Source organism: Bradyrhizobium sp. USDA 4454 (assembly GCF_054822705.1).
Window position 1 is genome coordinate 7,868,634 of the sequence record NZ_JBTRCN010000001.1, and the last position, 18,854, is coordinate 7,887,487.

Below are 18,854 nucleotides of genomic sequence, written 5' to 3' on the forward strand. Positions count from 1 at the left end.
GCCATGAGCCTCGGTAATCGCCGCAAGTACGACGCTCGTTTTGGCCCTCCATTCGGACCATTGTTTGAGCGATGCTATCGCGATCTCCAAGCCCTCTTCACGAGTCACGGACGATTTCCACAGCGCCCCTGTTGCCGAAGACCATGTGGCTTGCGGCTCCGAAAAAAGCGCGCGGGCGTCTGGAGGAACCATCCGCGCTGAGTTTGCTACGCCAAGCTTGGTCTGTCTTGAGTTGCGGGAAGAACAGCCAAGCCGATAAGCCTCTCAGCAACTCGCATGCCAGAACGGCACGAACACGACAGAGCACAGCGGCGACGTGCAATATGCGCAAGACGTGCGGACGGTGCTGACGGCCGCCCGCACGCCCGCCGCGCGAACAGGCTTGGCCCTCATGAGGGTCATTCAACAAGCGACCAAGCCATACCTGGCTCAGCAACCCGCGTGCCAGTCAGAGAACGAAGGGAACCGATGTGCTGTAAGGTGTGGGCCGCACATACATGTCGTTAACCCGACGCGGTTTGGACGGAACCAGACGCGCTGCTAATGACGCCGGGGACGTAAGGGGATCGGATCAATCTCGTCATCATGTATCGCCATCAGCTCACCCGGCTCCAAGCCGAGCCTTTGCAACTGCTCCTTTTCGATTGGACAGTTGAGCATTGCGGCCTTTGCGCCGCAGTCTGCTACGGTCCTCCTCACCGCTTCTGAGGGGTCAGCGACGGCTACCACGTATGTTACGTGCCTATATTCTTCGTCGTCGTCGCTATCTTTCTTGAAAAGAGCGACTGTCACTATCCAACCATCCATCTTGCTGCGCTCCGCAGGCACTGCCTATGCGCTAGCAGGCCTCTGCAATTCCGGCGCCATCGAACAGGGTAACCGAATTCATTGCACGAATATCGCAGCCGCTACGATGGCGAGCGAGGCTAGCCGACTGCGCGGCCGCCCGTGCGAGATAGCTACGCGCGGTGTGCGGCGCCGGCGACGCTAACATGGGAAGCGCGCCGGTTGATGCAATACTCAGGTGAGGTGGAACGTGGTTCAGCGGAGCAGAGTCACAACGTCGGGCGCCATTCCCGGCGGCTCTGGGAACGCCCGCGGGTCATCGACGGGCACCTTGTCGATGACGGTGGGGCGCGTCTCGATCGTGGTGCCGTGCTTGATACGTAGACCGCACCGGCGATCGCGGCGGTGAACACCATGCGGCCGCGTTCGTGCAATCGGGCGAATGCGCCGCGCCAGGCCGGGCTTCGGCTGAGAAGTTTGCGCCGGGGAACTTGACCAGCGGGCCGCCGTCAGCAAGACGGGCAAGCGCTGAGGCGATGTGGCGGTACGCAGTGTCGGCCACGCGGCGGGAGACGCTCGGCATCGCCGAAAACGGCGGGTTCATCAGCACGACCCTCGGCACGATGGCGGGATCGATCGTCGATTTGGACCGCATCGAAGCGCGTGACGGAAATGGCCGGAACGAGGGAAGAGAGCAACCTGGCCCGGGTCTCGGCCAATTCGTTCAGCCGAGCCGCCGGCGATCTCGGCGAGGATGACGAGCAGCCCGGTGCCTGCGGACGGCCCCCAGCACGCGATCCGCTGCCGTAATCGCGGCCGCGGTCAGAGCAGCCAGGCCGAGCGGGATCGGCGTCGAGAACTGCTGGAAAGTCTCGCTCTCGGCATTGCGGCGCGTGTGGGTCGGTAGAAGGCCTGCGATCTTGCCCAAAGCGGAAAGTTGTGAAGCCGCAGAGCCGGCTTTACGGAAAAGCGCCTTTCCGGATTTGCGCAGAGGCAGGACGATGGGACCTCGCAAGCGTCATAGGCCATCTTCCAATTCCAGGCGCCCTCGCATCGGGATGCGCCGAAGGCCGCTTCCATTGCGGGCGCGCAAGATAGCGCTTTCGATGCGTCGGCCACGTTCGAGATACGGCAGGAGCTGCTTAGCCGCAGCGATTATGATGCTGGCGCCCTCGGGAACGCGCGGACGGGCGAGATCGGCTAGAGCGGGAACGGGCGAGTAGGCCGGCGCTCTCTCTCGGACCGCGCCGGCTCAGACTCGTTCCGGCCGACCTCTCCCTCTCAGCATCAAGGCGGTGCCCGACATGAGAAACAGCGCGCCCCGCCGGGCGGCGCGCCGCGCATAGAGCGTTCGCCAATAACCCAACTGCCAAGATGGTTAGGCTTGGCCGTCGTCAGCGTCGGCGACCGCTTCCGCGAGGTGAGGCAATTGTGCTAGGACATAGAAGAATGTCAAAGGACACAAACAGGATGTTGTTGAAGTCGTGCGCGACGCCGCCGGTGAGCTGGCCGATAGCTTCCATCTTCTGCGCTTGTCGGATCTGAGCCTCGTGGGCCTCGATCTCCTGAAGCGCTTCACCATGGCCTCGGCCCTGCGGCGCTGCTTCGCCTCCTCTTCAAGCGCCGCATAGGCTTCATTAGTTGGATACGTGTCGGCAGTACCAGGATCCGCAGCAGCATCAGCAGCAGCGCCAGCGTAATTGCAAGCGAGGCCGGCGCAAGCAAGACCTTGATAACGGCTTCGGTTTGTAAGCCGGCGCCCACGATTGTGAGGATCGCCGGCGCTCCGATAAGAGCCCGGCGTGTTAAATAAGTTGCAGCCAAGCCATTCCAAGATTTCGCAACACGAAAGCAGTTCTCCTTTCGGGCCGGCAATAGTTGTAGCTTCCTTTGCGCCTTGCGCTCAGCCGCATACTTGCCGTCGCGTTCAGCTTCCATCCGTCGTTTGCAATTCCACCCTCCGCAAAGTACTCGAAGATAACCCGGAAAGTCAGAGCACGGGCTTGCGGCGGCCCGCGAATCCAACTTTGGGGCGGTTAACCAGCGTTGAAGAGTTTCGAGCTGGTCCGGCGTACCACGTATAAGCTCGGCACGTTCCCCGAAGAGCAGGAATGTCGCAATGCGGCGACCTCCAGTTGCGTATCCAGGTCCTGGGCTTCTAGCCAACGGGCGATTGCTTCTAATGGAGACATAGTTTGGCTCTCCTGCCTTTCAATCGCGGTTCAAGCGTTGCGACCGGCATAAGTCGGTTTGCGAGAGCGATTCGGCCAAGAGAACGCTGCGCTGGTCAACTACAAGAACGTGCGGGTTCAAATCCCTACAATTGTCGCACACAATCACTACTAATAATCGCAACTGACCGGGTGGTGGCGCTACGACCTCGTTGGTTATCGATCGTCAGTGAAAACGCTGTACCGACTTGGCTACATCGCATGCGTCGGTCGGTTCTTGGACATAAAGTCATCATCGGCCGATGAGCACGAAACGGATATGGCTACGACACACTTGGTATGTTTCCTTTAATCAATCGAAGCGGCCAAATCGATATCCCATTCGAGAAACCAGAACTTTTCCGAGCGAGGCTGACGCAAAACAATTTGCTAGCGAACTGCTGAACAGTCCTCCTGCACGTTTGACTACGATGTTAGCTGGAACGATAAACCCATACTATCCAAGACGCGTAATTGGATCGAGCGACATAGTACTTTGGATTCGCGGTCGCAATTGAGCCCCATATAGCCGAGCGGGACACCCCATATAGCTGAGCGGGACACCAAGGCGAGATTCATTCGTGAGTGCGGTCCAAAGGACGTGGTCGCGTTCGTGCGTGATCCACCCGTAGTAATGATGCCCAAGCATCGTTAGCAATTAATGGCAGCTAAGGCTCCGGCAACCAAGTTGAAATCGCGAACTTGCCATGTCAACCACCAGATCTCGTCGGTGAATTCCGTTGAAATTTAACGCTTGGTGACCACCGATCGTTAGTGGCAAGCTCGTGCGAGCGAGGATGACTGTAAGCCTCACGCTATCAGTCCTGTCGGAGTTGGGCGGAACGCCGGGGGAGATACTCGGGCAGCTCACCAGTTCTTCATGAGCCGGATCAATAACCGAGCTGGCTTTATTGAAGCGGCCGAGGAGAACACTATGATGACGCGCTTGTTTGCGTTGCTGCTCCTTGCCATCGTATCGCTACGGGCGCACGCGCAGCTGCCAGTCCCTTCTACGTAGGTGAATCAGAGGGCTCCGTGCTTTCGGTACCGACGCTAGACGCACCAACAGGAGACTTCACGGGAGCGTATGTGAATAGCGCGGCGGGATTTTCGTGCCAGGGATATCCGTACCCTGCAGCGGGAAACGTTACGGCGAACAGAATATACCTCTACGTCAATTGGACCTCATCTACAGCTCCGACCTGCAGAACAATGACGATCTGGCATGGCCGTATAGCGGGTGACACGATTCCAACTCGATGGACGATGTACTACGTGGGGGCCGACTGGCACTTTCATGAAGTGACTGGCTGGGATTTCTTTACGAGGACGTAGACCAAACCTGGTGGAAGTCGCGTTTTTGATCGCTCTTACACCGTTGCTGGATACGTGATCGTCTGAGCGTCTGCTTCATCAATGATGCAGATGATTTGGTTGCGAGGAGCGCACGAACGATGAGTTGGGCATGCTTGAAACAGACGCGAACTGCGGTATCACTGCTCGTAGGGCCACTTTAGAGATGTACGTTCATAGGTAAGTGCGGGAGCGCTTAATGAAGATTTTGCGGGTATATCGCCTTTTGTTTGGTGATCTTAGCTTCCGCATTTGAGGGTGCGCAGGCAGCGAATTCGTCGAGCGCGGAGGCGCGCTTGAGAGAGAAGAACATCACACTGCCGGCTGCTGCGGCGACGGTCGACAGCTTTGTCAACGCGGTTCAAGTGGCAATCTCTTGTTCATGGCCGGTAGTGTCTTAAGCGAGCCGAAGGGTAATCTCGGCCGGGATCTGGCCGTCGAACAAGGCTATGAAGCTGCACGGCAGGCCGGCCTGATCATGGTAGCCTCGATCGGGTGAAACGCGTAGTCAGGTGGTCGGCATGGTGAACTCGGCCGATGAGTTCGCTGACCAAGCCAAGGTGGTCAATGGATATTCCGACCTGATGGTCGATGCGTTCGGGGAATCAATTGGCAGAGATGCCCGCTCCTCGCTAGGCGTGGCGGCGCTTCCTTGCCGCGGTCGAAGTCGAAATGATTCTTGAGGTGGACTAAAGTTTGCGCAGCTCGGGACCCCTTCTACTTAGGAAGGCTCTTACGCGAGGGTTGAAAATAGTCGCCGTGCCGACGTGCTCTGTCGGTTCTTATGGCGGCATGAAGCTCGGACAGTATCCCTCCGTTGAGGCTTTCAATTACCCACATCGTCGACGAAGCGCGAGGCGTGGAGTCGCTACTCGAACAATTGATGTGATTTCGGCATTTCGACCGGCCTCTGACTCAGAATTTGAAGGTAAGCGTCGATTCCGCGCGAAACTAGAGCTTTTCAGCCACGATCGGCCAAAAAACGTTGATTAATTAGAGATTTAATGACCGGGTAGTCGGCAGCCACTCGGACGCCGCCGAACGAAGACCTACGCAAATGCCGGATTCGGGATTATTCCTCGAACAGTTTCATCGTGTCGATCAGGGCCGAAGAAAAAAAGGAGTATGGCCCGCAGCAAGGCGAGGACCGTTCTCCGGCCCTGAGACCGGTCTAAAAAGGCACCCGGCGCGCGCCTTAGTGACAGCGATGCCGCAGGCAAAGGCGTGACCGAGTGCCTCCGGCGAAGGGTTCAATATACCTTGCGTGAGGGATCGTGACCCGAATGGGCGGAGACGACCGGCTCCGGGCGAAGCCTAGAGCCCGGCCCGCAGGGCACGCTCAACTCAAAAAGGCTCTCCGGTCGGAGAGCCTTAGCATTTCGCAAACAGGATGAGCGCGGCCGTAAAGCGCTGCGGGAATTCCGCCTCTCGCGGACGTCAATCGCACCTTCCAGGACAAGCTGGTCTTCGGGCTATCGGAGCGACCATCTAATCGCTCTCCCGGTCGGTCTGCGGCTTCGGCTCGCGCAAGACGATCCTTCCTGAGACCGCAACGCCCGGCGCGATCACGATGTTGAATCCCTTGCCGTCTTCATTCGGCCACGCGGCACCGATGCGTGTCCACGTCGATTTCCTGCCATCATCGCAGAATCGCATAGTCGCGTTCACGATGAATCGTAAAATCGCATTGTCGCACAACCACAAATGCGACAGGACTGCCACAGGGGTAGATGCCTTGGCGCAGGGGCCGGGCGTCATGGTCGCATAATCGTGTAATCGTGTTGCGGCCGCTGAAGGATTATGAGCGGGACATCGTCCGACGAACACTCGTTGCATTGAACTCAACATGACGCGTGCCGCCGATGTCTTGAAAGTCTCAAAGCCGACGCTCTATCGCAAAGTCCGCGAGTACAACATCAAGCTCGAACGCAGCCTCTGAGCGGCACAACGAAAGAAACGGGTTGAAACCTTTTGTTCGCTGTTGTGTTGATACCTCGCTGACGATCAACAAAGACGAAATCGAACTTGGCGTCTCAATCCAGAGGAACCGCGTTCGGAGGCAATCGTGAACAACCGCACTTTATCGAAGTGGGTGAGCCGGTCGCTTCAAGCCGAGATGATCTCTCAACCTCCGGCCTTGATACTGTGTTCGAAATAGGCCGCGCTTTTGTAGCTCCGGGACGACCAGATCGACAAAATCGGTCAGACCCTGCGGCATATACGGAGACATGATCGTATAGCCATCGACCGCTCCGGCGACGAACCAATCTTCGAGCTGATCAACCACTTCCGCGGGATCGCCAACCACTATCCTGTGCCCGGCTCCGCTCGCGACCTTCTCGGCGACCTGCCGCAAGGTCAGGCCGTCGCGATCTGCGAGCGCCCTGAGAAGTTGATAGCGGCTCTTGATGCCTGTGACGGCGTTGATGTCGAGCTCGGGGAGCGGTCCGTTCGCTGGAAATTCCGAGAGGTCGGTATCCAGGAGCTCGCTGAGCAGTGCCATGCCTGCGTGTGGCGTCAGCAGATCGTTGAGCGTTGCTTGTTTCTCCTTTGCTTCGTCGGATGTCCGGCCGACGAAGATCAGCGCCCCTGGTAGGAACCGAATGTCTGACGCAGAGCGTCCATTGCGTTCGGACAGCGAACGAATTGCTTCACGCGCTTCTGCTGCCTCGTCCCGGGTTTGGGCCGCCAAGAAGACGGCATCTGCCGTTCTTGCTGCGAAATCCCTGCCGACGTCGGAAGTTCCTGCCTGAAACAGAACGGGATGACCTTGTGGAGGCCTTGGCAAGTTCAACGGGCCCCGGACATTGAAATATTCGCCGGCATGGTCGACAGTAGCGATCTTCGCTCGATCGGCATAAACACCGCTCGCCTTATCGCCTATCAGCGCGTCATCCTGCCAGCTGCCCCAGAGCTTTCTTACCACATCTACGAATTCTGTGGCTCGCGCGTAGCGCGCTGCATGAGAGGGATTTGTCTCCCGACCGAAATTACGTGCTTCCGGCTGGCTTGCGGTAGTCACTACATTCCAGCCGATCCGCCCGTGGCTAAGATGATCCAACGCGGCGAAGCGGCGGGCGATGCTGAACGGCTCGTTATAGGAGGTGGAGGCAGTCGCTGCGAGACCTAACTTTTCAGTTGCGGCTGCCATGATAGGCAGGACTGCGAAGGGATCGATCCGGAACGGTACCTCATGCAAAACCTCTCGTGCCCCAGCGGCTGATTTTGGTTCGGTCAAAGCCAGAATGTCAGCAAGAAACACGACGTCAAACAGTCCACGCTCCGCAATTTGCGCGATCTCCTGGTAAAAGGAAGGTTCAAGTATCGAGGCGGTCGCGGCCAGCGGGTGGCGCCAGGAGGAAGTGTGATTGCCAGGCTGACCGCAAAAGGCCGCGAGGTGCATGTGTCGGTCAGTCTGGCTGCTCATGACTATACTCCGGCGAGGGAGGCCGCGGTTTTTGAACGCCCTCCCGATTTACTGAGGTTAAAGAAGGGATAAGCGCGAGACGCCCAGCGTCAGCACTTGCTCGTCACGAAATAGAAGGCCGCCTTACTCGCGCCGGCCGGGTCAGGCCGGAGCGCCGTTATCGTCTGACGAACTCGAACTCGATCAGCGCGCCCCGAGCGCGACGAGCGCGCAGCCAATTGTGTGCATCGTCCTGACTGCACCTCCGCGCTCCCAGTGCCTTCGTCCCGGATGGCCGCACCATATGCCACCGGCTCGTAGATACAGCAGAACATGGGCAGCATGGCGTTCGAAAGAGGTTCTCACGGGAGAGGCAAGATTAGAGCCTTCAATAAGCCGCGGAAGGCGCGAGTTCAAGAAGTCGGCGCTGTCTCGAGCCATTTGGGATCTCGCCTAAGTTTTTCGGCACACCGCAGGCAGGGCTTCCGGTCGCGCGCGATAGCGAAAATAACAATGGTGTAGCGGTTTCGCCCGATCCGCATCCCGGTAACGCTCGCTACCTTCTTTGCGCATGTCGTGTTCCCAACTGTTCGATTGGTCGTCTTCGCAACGCGATGATCGAGCGGCCCGCTGCACATTCCCTGTCAAGCCTCCGAATGACGTGCAAATGCTCGTTTTTGCCTTGTCCAGCTAATGCCCCGAGAGGATCGCCGGACGGCGCCATCGCCAGTGCTCCAGCCGATGTCTCCACTCTGGCGAAAAACGGCGTGACAAGGCCAACACAAACATGTTGCGAACAGTTGACCATCGGCTGGCACGAAGAATGCTAGCCGTCGACGTGCCTGGGGGCCCTCCCTCCTTCAAGCATGGCCGTGGCCGGCCACTGAGGTTAGCGGCGCGTGACATAGACAGGGGCCGCGTCGACTCGACCGGATACCGGTGGGCGCCTCCGTCACGTTGCCGCTAACTTTCAACGCTGTGAACAGCGTGACTATGGCCTCCTTCAGGAAAGGCCTCGAGACAGAACGGATGGATCCGGGCAGCAGGAGATGGTTGGAAAACGCGCGCTGTTGCTCTGTCTGGGCTTCTTGCTGCTCTGTCTGGCTGACCTAACCGCCACAAGCTGTAGTGTTCGCGCAAACGACAACCCTCTCCTGCATCAAGTCAAGTCGAGTTGGCGAGCACAAAACGGCTGAAAGCGTAGAACAAACTTCCAAGGTCGCGAAAGTAGCGCACTTGGTCCCCCGAACCTGGGGCGCTGCTGGAGGAGCCGGCCGAAGCGAATACGCTTTCTTTTCGTGGTCCAGGCACCGCGACAATCGACCACACGAAGAGTACGTCATCACCTGGAAGTTTTCACCCGACGGGACGCCCAAGATCGCCTCGACTTATGCGAAGCCGATGGAACTGGGCTGGCGCGCCCTCGCCCTCTCACTGATCGCAGCTGAGGCTACGGACGGTGAAAAGGGCGTGAATCTTCCTTTTCTGGATGGTCCGGCCAATTTCAACCTCGTGACGACCCAACAAGGCAAGCAAGGCGATCTGCTCAGACGTGGTCGGTGCACGATCGTCGAACCTGTTGGCGTGTAATATTTGCCGAAGGTGGATGAGAGTCAGACCACGAAGGGTGGTCTGTGGCGGGTTTTGCTTTTGGTGAATTGTAGTATTCCAAGGCCCGATATCTGAACACGCGTTACTTGACAACGGCAACTGAGGCGCTCGCGCCTGCTGTTTGGATAACCGATGAACGCTGGCATTGGCGCGTCCCGTTCATCACGCACCAGAGTCGCCGGCTACATATGCTCGTGCGTCATCGTCATCAAACGCAAGTTGTGCTGCGGGAGCGTTCGACCGAGGCCGCGCCCTCGCACCAGAGTTGCCGGTCGATCGAATCCTGGCGGAGACAGGTGGCGCGTCACTTAGATTGACGGACGCCCAGCGAGCCTGCGATGTGAGAGCCATCGTAACCGCGATTGCGAACGTCCAAATTGTCCAAGTCGCGCCGTCGCGACTGCGGTACAAATACACCTCCAATCATTGCTGAGGTTGCGCTTCGACCATCTAGGAAAATTGTGATCTTCGTGCTACATATTCATCGAATTTGAAGCAGGAAGACATCAACAATGCCTACTCCACACAATCCTCCTGCTGCGGTAAGGCGCGCGCTACGCAAGCTTGGGGCGGACATCCATGACGCCCGTCGACGCCGACGGTTGCCGATGGCGGTCGTGGCCGAGCGCGCCTTCACGTCCCGGTCGACCCTGCAGAGGGTCGAAGCTGGTGATACCAGCGTCGGCATCGGCATCTACGCTGGCGTGCTGCAGGCGCTCGGCCTGCTCGACGGCCTGGGTCAGGTCGCCGACATCAGCAACGACAGCGTCGGCCAAGCCCTCGCCAGCGCGCACCTTCCCAAGCACGTCCACCTCAAGCGGCCAACCGGACCATCCCACGATGGCTGACTTCGAGGTGCACATCGATCTGGACGGCCGCACGCGCCCGATAGGGTTGGCGAGGAGCAATCGCGTCAGAGGCGCGGAGACCATCCTCTTCGAGTACGACGCTGCATGGCTTGAGGATCCGGACCGCTTCTCGCTGGAGCCGGCACTTGCACTGACACGCGGCGCATTCGCTCCTCCCGCCCGATTAGCCATCTTTGGCTCCATTGGCGACTCGGCGCCGGACACCTGGGGCCGCCGCCTCATGCAGCGCGCCGAGCGCCGCCTCGCCGAACACGAGGGCCGTGCCGTTCGCACCCTCGCGGAAAGCGACTATCTGCTGGGCGTCGCCGACGAGAGCCGGCTAGGCGCGCTCCGTTTCCGCTGGGTCGGCGACCGTGTTTTCCAGGCGCCGACCCGGGCCGGCGTGCCTGCCCTGATCGAACTCGGCCGGTTGCTCCAAATCACCGAGCGGCTTCTCCGGGATGAAGAAACAGATGAGGAGCTCCAACTCATCTTTGCCCCCGGCTCTTCGCTCGGCGGCGGGCGTCCGAAGGCCTCAGTCATTGACCAGCATGGTCACCTCTCCATCGCCAAATTCCCGAAGGAGACCGACGACTATAGCATGGAGACCTGGGAAGGAGATCGCACTGCGGCTCGCTGGCCAGGCAGGTATCGCCACTCCGCAGCACGAACTGATCGACGTCGGCGGCAAGCCGGTCATGCTGTCGCGGCGCTTCGATCGTGAGGGTGCGATCCGCATCCCGTTCCTGTCGGCGATGGCGATGATGGGCGCCAAAGACGGAGAGCGCGGCAGTTATCCGGAGATCGTCGATGCCCTTGCTCAACACGGCGCACAAGGGAAAACGGATGCCCATGCCCTTTATCAGCGTGTCGTCTTCAACGTGCTGATCTCAAATGTCGACGATCACCTCCGCAACCACGGTTTCCTGTGGCTGGGAAAGGCAGGATGGTCTCTCTCGCCGGCATACGACCTCAATCCCGTTCCAACTGATCTCAAGGCCCGCGTGTTGTCGACGAACATCGATCTGGACGAGGGCACTTGCTCGCTCGACCTGCTGGAGGCCGCATCGGAGTTCTTCGCACTCACGCTGCCGCAGGCCCGCACGATTATCAAAGAAGTCGCGAGCGTAACGGCAACCTGGCGCGAAGCCGCTAAGGCGGTCGGCGCCCGCTCGGCCGAAATCAACCGCATGGCCAGCGCCTTCGAGCACGACGATCTAAAACGGTCGCTGGCGCTATGACGAGAACGTTCCTTCACAGCTTCAAGCCAGCGACAGTGGTCCGATCACCGGCGGCAGACAAAGCTGGAGGCAGCCGACATCACTTAGCTCGTCACGATCTGCAAGGATGATGCGACGGCCATCCCGCTCGGCGCGAGCCACATCAGGGGCCCTGCAGCCAGCCACGCGATCCCGCGCTGACGCCGGGTGAACGCCTCTCGTTCGGAAAAGCAGGCCTGACCGTCATTGACGGTGGCGCCGGCGAACTCGGCTATCCGCCTTCGACGTCGCCCTCATTTGCCAGTGTGGTCGTGCAGGGGAATGTCATGAACGAGGTGGGCGAACGGCGTGATAGACAAGGCCAGCTCCAGAGTGACGCCTCACTCCAGAAATGAAAAGGCCGCCCCGCGGGGCGGCTGCGGTGCGATTCGTATGCACTTTAGATTCGACTTTCGGTTGGGGTCATCACAGGTTCCTCAACCAGCCGAGGGTCTTGCTTCGAGCGGAGTTGCAGATGCCGATTCTTCCAATCGGCTACTTGACCCTCGGAATTGTGTAGCTTGCCGCATATTTCGAGGGAATTGAGCTTTGGCTCGGCTTCGGGTTCGTGGTCGGCCTGATCAACTTCCTGATTCTCGCCTTGGCACCGCTCGGCTCGATCGTAGCGGCAGCTGTTTCATTCTATGGGGCGTATCACGGCTGGCACTGGGAGTGGTGGCAAGCCGCACTGCTCTGCTTCCCGTTCGCGATCTTGTCGATTGCGACGCTCGTCCTGCAGGGATCAGCGAATGTTTTCGACGGACTGGTAGAGCGCCGGGGGCCGGTGTGATGAGGCACTTCCATCCCGGTTCGAAGCGATTAGCCGCCTGGTCGAGCAAGGCCCTCGAAGTAACCAAGTGCAGGCGCAAAATGGCTGCCGCCCTACCGTGACCCGGCGATAAACCTTAGCTGGAGCTTACCTGACATCGAGACAAACTTGTCGACAGTGAACGCATCACAATGGCAGGGAGGCCTGTCCACGACCGGGTTTCTCGTCGGACGATATAGCGTCGCAACTGCTCTCATTCGAAGCGATTTCGATTCAAGCCGGCATCGGCGTCACCGAGCCCAGATCATTTCTACCGCACATGCATTTGGTCGGTGTCGCGAAGGACAGTCATCCTTACCGATGGCCGAAGCTATGAGAGCTGGTGGCCCGCAACGTGCGAGAACCACCTGCCCCAACCGGACACGATGTGGGACATTTCCAATGGCCGTGCATATCATATCGGGAGAGAATACGAGGTCGTGGCTTTATTCGGAGCAACTTATCCCGGGCAATCAACTTTAGGCAGAACACGGGATAGGATGCAGGTACAATGCGTCACATCGGGAGATGGACATGTTCCGTCGTTACGCATGATGAGCACACCGACCTTCGACGGCCAGATGCGTGCGGCGCAATACCTACGCATGTCATCTGAGAATCAGATCTACTCGACTGAAAATCAGCAGAACGCGATTTCCGAATACGCCAAGCAGCACGGCTATGCCGTGGTCGCATCCTACATCGACGCCGGAAAGAGCGGCCTGTCACTAAAAGGCCGAGACGCGCTAAAACAGCTGCTCAGCGACGCGCTTGCGACGCCGCGCGCCTTTGATGTCATCCTCGTTCTTGATGTCAGCCGCTGGGGCCGGTTCCAGAATCCCGACCAGGCCGCTCACTACGAGTTCCTGTGCCGACAGGCCGGCGTGCGTGTCGTCTACTGCGGCGAGCCGTTCGGGGAGGATGTCGCTCCCATCACAACCATCGTCAAGCACCTGAAGCGGGTCATGGCGAGCGAATACAGCCGCGAGCTTTCCGCAAAACTGTCGCGAGCGCATCGGCAGCAAGCGCTACTGGGCTTCCGCCAGGGCGGCGGGCTGCTTTACGGTTTCAGGCGGCTGCTCGTGGACGCCAAGCGAAACCCGAGACAGGTCCTGAAGCGAGGCGAGTACAAGGCCCTCAGCCATGACAAGGTGGTGGTGGTCCCGGGTCCGGCCGAAGAACTTGAGGTGATCAGGCGCATATTCAGACTGTATTTACGTGACAAGTTGTCCATTTATGAGATCGCTCGGCGTTTGGCGAAGGCGGGCGTGAAGGGCTACGGCGCAAAGGCCCTTTCGGAGACGACCATTCACAGGATTCTTGCCAGCGAGCTCTGCGTGGGACGGATGACCTACAATGTCACGACGAAGAGATTGCAGGGCCGCGCGATAAAGAATCCGGAATCGGCTTGGGCGCGTTTTCAGGCATTCGAACCGATCGTGCCGCCGGCACAATTCCGCAAGGCGCAGGAGCGTCTGGCCGTCGGCAATCGCCCTTGGGACAATGAGAAGATTCTCGCCTCACTGAAGAGATTGCTTGATAGAAACGGGCACCTATCCCAACGGCTACTCAACAGCACAAAGGGTGCTCCGTCTGCGGACACCGTCGATCGCCACTTTGGCTCGCTTTGTGCTGCCTACGCCGCTGCGGGCTACGATCCCAAGACCAGGATGTTTTTTGGGAACAACGGAAGATACTGGACGGGGGCTGCGGTCATCAGGGGGCTACAGCGGCTTCATGCCGCCAAGGGCCGGATCTCGAACCGGCTTATCGAACGCTGCCCGGACCTGCCATGTCCCAGACACATCCGCCATCGCTTCGGATCTCTCGCGAATGCACTGCGCAAGGCGCGCCTGCCCGCACCAAACCATAGCGAGATACAGCGCGACGGATGGAAACGCAGGAAAGACGGCGGCGGCGACGAATATATCCTTGGCGTCCGCTGGAGCGACGCGGAGCTTCTGCTGGCCTTGCGCAGCCTGCATGGGGAGCATGGATATGTCACGCAGAATCTTCTCGACTGGGACAAGAATACCCCCGGCGCCTATTATTTCGTTAAGCGATTTGGTTCGTTCACCCGGGCCAAGGCCTTGGCCAAGCTGCCGCTCGAGACACATTCGCAAATCATGCTCAGCGCCTGCCAGCGCAAGCGAGAAGGCAAAACAATCAGGCGCCAGCGCCGCCATCCCGGCCAGCGCCCCAAACTTGCCTACCGCACGGATGACCTTTTGCTGGGGCTCAAGCGCCTGGTGGAACGCGAGGGCGCCATTTCCGCGCGATTGATCAATGACGATCCCGCGTTGCCCTGGTCGGCAACCGTGGCTCACCATTTTGGCAAGCTCTCGAAGGCCTATCGGTTGCTCGGTCTCGTCCGCCTGAAGGGTAAGCCTGCGCGATTCGGCTTGCGACGAGGATAGCTGGCGGGAGTCATATGCGACGGCCCCCTCGTGCTTTGGCCGCTCCAACAACGTGGGCCGATTCCGCTATCGCGCAGCGCAGAGCCACAATTGGGCCGACCAAAAGATCCCGCCCAAGCGAACAAGGCTGTTCCGGCGCCTGCGCTTTTGATCTCGAGCGTCACTTGCTCTCCGGCCGTCGCAGCGCAAGGTCTCACCCGAGGCAGGTGACGTCACCGTTCGGCATGAAGGCCTCCATCGTTCCTAACACTTGCCGCCCCCCGGTAGCCTATTCATGCTGCACGCCTGGTCGCTGCCCGACAACCCTTACGACGGCCACACGTTGCGGGACGTTATGGACCGCACCGAGACACTCACCGGCTGTGCAATCGAGCGGGCCTATGTCGACAAGGGCTACCGCGGCTACGACGCGCAAAATCCCCGCCGCGTTGTCTTCGGCACCATCGAGCCTGAGCTGCGCCGCCGCTCTGCCATTGAGCCCATCATCGGACACCTCAAAGCCGAAGGACACCTCGGCCGGTGCTACCTCAAGGGCCTCGCCGGCGATGCCGCCAACGTCGTCCTCTCCGCCGTCGGGCACAACCATCCTCTCCTGGTTCAGAGAACTTTTGCGCCTATTGTTTGGTCTCGCTCTGGCGCACGCTCAACCGTCCACCTCAGCTCAATCCGGCTTCTTGACGGTCGACTGGTTAGCACACGCAATTCAAGGCACGAAACGTACGCAGCCCGGGGATGGGCCACCATAGACAGTGAATGCGCGTGCCAAGCCCCGCACTTTGGTCCGATCCGCACAAAGTTTACACGCCGACTCTACCAGGCGAACGGCGGCGTGGTGAAGCTACAGATCCCGTTCGAACGTTGCATACGACCGTCCGAGCCCTTGCATCTCGCTACGGTTTTATGATGATGCGCGGATACCGCTCTGTTGGCGAGGAGACCAATGACCGTCGCTGATGATATCTTGCGGGAGATGTGGGGCAAAGCCGGACTCACCGCTGCAGCGATCGCCGAACTACTGTCCGATGACGAAACACAAATAGAACGTGTCAGCCCGGTATGCCATAGACTCGTGGAGAACGGACGTCTCGTGAGACGCGGTAGAGGCGGCCCGTCCGACCCATTCACCTATCACCTGCTAACCCATCCAAGCATTCAGCCGCCGACGTGACGAAAAGAGCGCTACCCTTCAAAGCATTGATTGCCGCCGAGCTGGCGCGCATTGAGGCTCAACTCGTGAATACGCCCCACGGGCCGGAGCGCGAGGAGCTCGATCGCAAACTCCGTCGCCTCAGGACAGCCTTCAACGTCGACAGTTGGGATCGACCAACTTAAAGAGCTCGCTGACGGCCGGGTCTGTTCCCAAACTGCGACTTGACTGCGGAGGCAGCGCTGCATCAGAGTTGCGTAGGCATCACACTGTTTACAGAAGGTAGAAAGATGCACCTGACGAGCGGAAAGCCCATCAGTTATGATCCGTAGTCCATGATCTATAGATTCGCCATGTAACGCGAGCAGGCCCACCAGCAGCGTTGCAAGGCCGGCTGATTATCGTCATTGCCATGCTAGTGTCCCGAGTCACAAGTTCGCAATCGTAGATTCGCGATAGATTCGCGTCGCTGTGCCAGAGATGGCGGCTGTAACAGCGACGGAGGATCTGATGGCGGCCCAGCCACTTGCACCCCTGATATTGAGCGATGATGAGCGAGCCGAACTTAAGTCGCTGACGATGCGGCGGAAGACGGCGCAGGCGCTGGCCCTGAGGGCCCGGATCGTGCTGACCTGCGCGGAAGGTGGTCAGAACACGGAAGTGGCGGCCAAGCTGGGACTAGACAGGCAGACCGTAGGCAAGTGGCGGCGGCGCTTTGTAGAGCAGCGCGTCGCCGGGCTGCACGACGAGCCGCGCTCCGGAGCGCCGCGCACGATTGACGACGCCCGCATCGAAGCCGTGATCGTGCGGACGCTGGAAAGATGCCCTGAGAACGCTACCCATTGGAGTTCTCGCGGCATGGCGAAGGCCAGCGGCCTGTCGGTGTCGACGGTGCAACGCATCTGGCGGGCCTTCGCGCTCCAGCCGCACCGGCTGGAGACGTTCAAGCTCTCGACCGATCCGAACTTCGTGGCCAAGGTGCGCGACGTCGTGGGCCTTTACGTCTCGCCGCCGGAGCACGCCATCGTTCTGTGTGTGGATGAGAAGTCCCAAATCCAGGCGCTGGACCGCAGCCAGCCGATGCTGCCGATGCGTCCCGGCCAACCGGCCCGAAGAAGCCATGACTACAAGAGGCACGGCACTACATCCCTGTTCGCAGCCCTCGACAATGCGAGCGGACGGGTCATCGGCAAGTGCTACGGACGTCACCGAGCCGCCGAGTTCCGCAAGCTCTTGGACGAGATCGAGGCCGCCGTGCCGCACGAACTCGACGTTCATCTCGTCATGGATAACTGCGCCACGCACAAAACCCCGCTGATCCGACGATGGCTGGCTAAGAGGCCGCGTTGGCATGTGCACCTGACCCCGACCAGTTCGTCATGGCTCAATCAGGTCGAGCGCTTCTTCGCGCTCCTTACCGATAAGAAGATCAGACGCGGTATCTATCGCAGCGTCGCCGCTCTTAGAGCGGACATCGCTTCGTTCATCGACCGGCACAACGCCGATCCAAAACCGTTCCGATGGACCAAATCCGCCGATGATATCCTTGCTTCCATCGAGCGCTTCTGCCGATACAATATCCCGGCAGAACGCGCCACGATGTTGCGAACTTCTGGTTCAGGACACTAGTTTCTGGCCGCCATGGCTGGGGCGTGGAATTCCGACTCGAAATCGGCAGAGCCGGGCTGAAGTTCGAAACCAATAGCGCGAAGGCTCAGCCCCGCTAGTACCAATGGAGTCGTATAGCACCCGGTGCCGACCGATCCGAGCCAGTGTCGGGATTAGTTTAGACATCGAGGAAGGTGGATCAATCACCATCGCTCCGCGGGTCTTTAGATTTCGGCGGTCCCGAAATTTCTTATGACCCAGCATGGTCTGCATCGCTCGAAGGTCGTCACCGTTTGCGAGGACGCGTGTGGCGGATGCGCGCCTGAGAACGTGTGGCGTTAACTATCTCTGCTCAAGGAAGGCCTGCCGCTGCGTCGGCCTCCTTAATCTCCCGTTCGACTGATCGGGATGTCAGATGCCTCCCACCGTCTCTGGCTGAATTGAAGGAGCCACGCACCATTTAGGCTGGTGAAGCATCTGGTGTGTGACGGACACCTGCTCAAGAGCTACTCAGGAGCAGTCGGATGCCTCGAGGAAGCACGCACATCGAATAAGTGACAGGGTATGATCGCTTTTGTTGTGGCCCGGTCAATATTCCGCCAAATGAACGAGCCGAAGTCTCGAGAGGCATCTTCGGTGGGTTCGACCTTAGGTATTCCACAGCATCAGCTTTCAGCACGCGACTGCGCTTGGGTACGATGCCGCTTCTTGGATTGCTGTGGTTCTTAAGAGCGACTGACGATCCAGACGAACGTTAGCGCGGTACATCATGGACGGGTCTCTGATCTTAGAAGGCAATCGATCCTCGATTTGACGGACAGGTCACCAGAATGAACAAATCAGCAGCGAAGAAGATGAAGCCGCGTAGTACCGGCAAATCGGACATTGAGTTGGGCAAGCGGATCCGCCTGCGGCGTGTGGAGCAGAAGATTTCGCAGGCCGAACTCGGCGACAAGCTCGGCGTCAGCTTCCAGCAGGTCCAGAAGTACGAGAAGGGCGTTAACCGCGTGGGCGCCGCCCGCCTTCAGCAGATCGCGACTGCGCTCGATGTACCGGTCACCTTCTTCTACGACGGTGACAACAAGGCCCGCGAAGTCAACAGCCTCCTGCTCCTCGACAGCGCCTTCAGCCTTCGCTTGCTACGCGCCTACAGCAAGATCGAGGATCAGACCGTCCAGCGACAGCTCGTGTCGCTGATGGAATCGATCGCTGCGGAGGAGGACTGAGCGGCAATCGAAGTCCGACACGGCACCGCCAACCCAGATGGCGTTGAATCCTGAGTGAGAAGCATCAGAGAAGCCTGGCAGGCGGCCAACCAGCGCGTTCCGGCGGATCAATACGCGCGCGGTCATCCGGCTCTGACCACCGGTTTGGCGACATTTTTGTGGAGCCACCGAAACC

Annotated in this window: 9 protein-coding genes and 4 pseudogenes; 9 read left to right on the forward strand and 4 right to left on the reverse strand. The window is 59.4% G+C overall.

All coding sequences use genetic code 11. The annotated features are described in order from the left end of the window. Nucleotides 1-928: 928 nt before the first annotated feature. The 3 genes and pseudogenes from ACVIW0_RS36645 to ACVIW0_RS36655 all read right to left on the reverse strand — a co-directional run. Nucleotides 929-1,948: pseudogene (locus tag ACVIW0_RS36645) on the reverse strand (methylase); the annotation flags it as partial. 298 nt (nucleotides 1,949-2,246) lie between these two features. Beyond that, nucleotides 2,247-2,457, reverse strand: a pseudogene (locus ACVIW0_RS36650) (hybrid sensor histidine kinase/response regulator); the annotation flags it as partial. A gap of 3,380 nt (nucleotides 2,458-5,837) precedes the next feature. Beyond that, a complete protein-coding gene (locus ACVIW0_RS36655; protein ID WP_461346232.1) occupies nucleotides 5,838-6,107 on the reverse strand; it encodes a hypothetical protein in 270 nt (89 codons plus the stop codon). An 88-nt stretch (nucleotides 6,108-6,195) separates the two neighbouring features. Between ACVIW0_RS36655 and ACVIW0_RS36660 the strand changes: the two genes are divergently transcribed. Beyond that, nucleotides 6,196-6,288 carry a hypothetical protein gene (locus ACVIW0_RS36660; protein WP_456854752.1) on the forward strand — a complete coding sequence of 31 codons (93 nt, stop codon included), beginning with the start codon at nucleotides 6,196-6,198 and terminating at the stop codon, nucleotides 6,286-6,288. Between the two features lie 141 nt (nucleotides 6,289-6,429). Here the strand turns inward: ACVIW0_RS36660 and ACVIW0_RS36665 are convergent, their stop codons facing one another. Then, nucleotides 6,430-7,776 carry an LLM class flavin-dependent oxidoreductase gene (locus ACVIW0_RS36665; RefSeq protein WP_461346231.1) on the reverse strand — a complete coding sequence of 449 codons (1,347 nt, stop codon included), beginning with the start codon at nucleotides 7,774-7,776 and terminating at the stop codon, nucleotides 6,430-6,432. Between the two features lie 1,380 nt (nucleotides 7,777-9,156). Here ACVIW0_RS36665 and ACVIW0_RS36670 point away from each other — a divergent pair. The 8 genes and pseudogenes from ACVIW0_RS36670 to ACVIW0_RS36705 all read left to right on the forward strand — a co-directional run bounded on the left by ACVIW0_RS36670 (nucleotide 9,157) and on the right by ACVIW0_RS36705 (nucleotide 18,679). Then, the gene (locus tag ACVIW0_RS36670; protein ID WP_461356701.1) at nucleotides 9,157-9,345 is read left to right on the forward strand and encodes a hypothetical protein; all 189 of its coding nucleotides are present in this window, start codon (nucleotides 9,157-9,159) and stop codon (nucleotides 9,343-9,345) included. Between the two features lie 533 nt (nucleotides 9,346-9,878). Continuing rightward, on the forward strand, nucleotides 9,879-10,214 hold the full coding sequence (locus ACVIW0_RS36675; protein ID WP_456709381.1) for a helix-turn-helix domain-containing protein: 336 nt from the start codon (nucleotides 9,879-9,881) through the stop codon (nucleotides 10,212-10,214). Continuing rightward, nucleotides 10,207-11,455, forward strand: a pseudogene (locus ACVIW0_RS36680) (type II toxin-antitoxin system HipA family toxin). Before ACVIW0_RS36675 ends, ACVIW0_RS36680 begins: the two are co-directional and overlap by 8 nt. 586 nt (nucleotides 11,456-12,041) lie before the next feature. Beyond that, a complete protein-coding gene (locus ACVIW0_RS36685; protein WP_461346228.1) occupies nucleotides 12,042-12,263 on the forward strand; it encodes a hypothetical protein in 222 nt (73 codons plus the stop codon). A 572-nt stretch (nucleotides 12,264-12,835) separates the two neighbouring features. Then, complete coding sequence (locus tag ACVIW0_RS36690; protein WP_461346227.1) at nucleotides 12,836-14,698, forward strand: recombinase family protein; 1,863 nt, start codon at nucleotides 12,836-12,838, stop codon at nucleotides 14,696-14,698. A 218-nt stretch (nucleotides 14,699-14,916) separates the two neighbouring features. After that, nucleotides 14,917-15,376 (forward strand): annotated as a pseudogene (locus tag ACVIW0_RS36695) (IS5/IS1182 family transposase); the annotation flags it as partial. A 979-nt stretch (nucleotides 15,377-16,355) separates the two neighbouring features. Next, nucleotides 16,356-17,474, forward strand: coding sequence for an IS630 family transposase (locus ACVIW0_RS36700; RefSeq protein WP_461346226.1), 1,119 nt, complete (start codon nucleotides 16,356-16,358; stop codon nucleotides 17,472-17,474). A gap of 809 nt (nucleotides 17,475-18,283) precedes the next feature. After that, nucleotides 18,284-18,679, forward strand: a complete 396-nt coding sequence (locus tag ACVIW0_RS36705; RefSeq protein WP_461346225.1) for a helix-turn-helix domain-containing protein — start codon at nucleotides 18,284-18,286, stop codon at nucleotides 18,677-18,679. Nucleotides 18,680-18,854: the final 175 nt, after the last annotated feature.

Excerpts from the sequence above, each read along its gene's own strand:
- ACVIW0_RS36655 (WP_461346232.1), bottom strand. The coding sequence starts at position 6,107 with ATGACGCCCGGCCCCTGCGCCAAGGCATCTACCCCTGTGGCAGTCCTG.
- ACVIW0_RS36660 (WP_456854752.1), top strand. The coding sequence starts at position 6,196 with ATGACGCGTGCCGCCGATGTCTTGAAAGTCTCAAAGCCGACGCTCTAT.
- ACVIW0_RS36665 (WP_461346231.1), bottom strand. The coding sequence starts at position 7,776 with ATGAGCAGCCAGACTGACCGACACATGCACCTCGCGGCCTTTTGCGGT.
- ACVIW0_RS36670 (WP_461356701.1), top strand. The coding sequence starts at position 9,157 with ATGGAACTGGGCTGGCGCGCCCTCGCCCTCTCACTGATCGCAGCTGAG.
- ACVIW0_RS36675 (WP_456709381.1), top strand. The coding sequence starts at position 9,879 with ATGCCTACTCCACACAATCCTCCTGCTGCGGTAAGGCGCGCGCTACGC.
- ACVIW0_RS36690 (WP_461346227.1), top strand. The coding sequence starts at position 12,836 with ATGAGCACACCGACCTTCGACGGCCAGATGCGTGCGGCGCAATACCTA.
- ACVIW0_RS36700 (WP_461346226.1), top strand. The coding sequence starts at position 16,356 with ATGGCGGCCCAGCCACTTGCACCCCTGATATTGAGCGATGATGAGCGA.
- ACVIW0_RS36705 (WP_461346225.1), top strand. The coding sequence starts at position 18,284 with ATGAACAAATCAGCAGCGAAGAAGATGAAGCCGCGTAGTACCGGCAAA.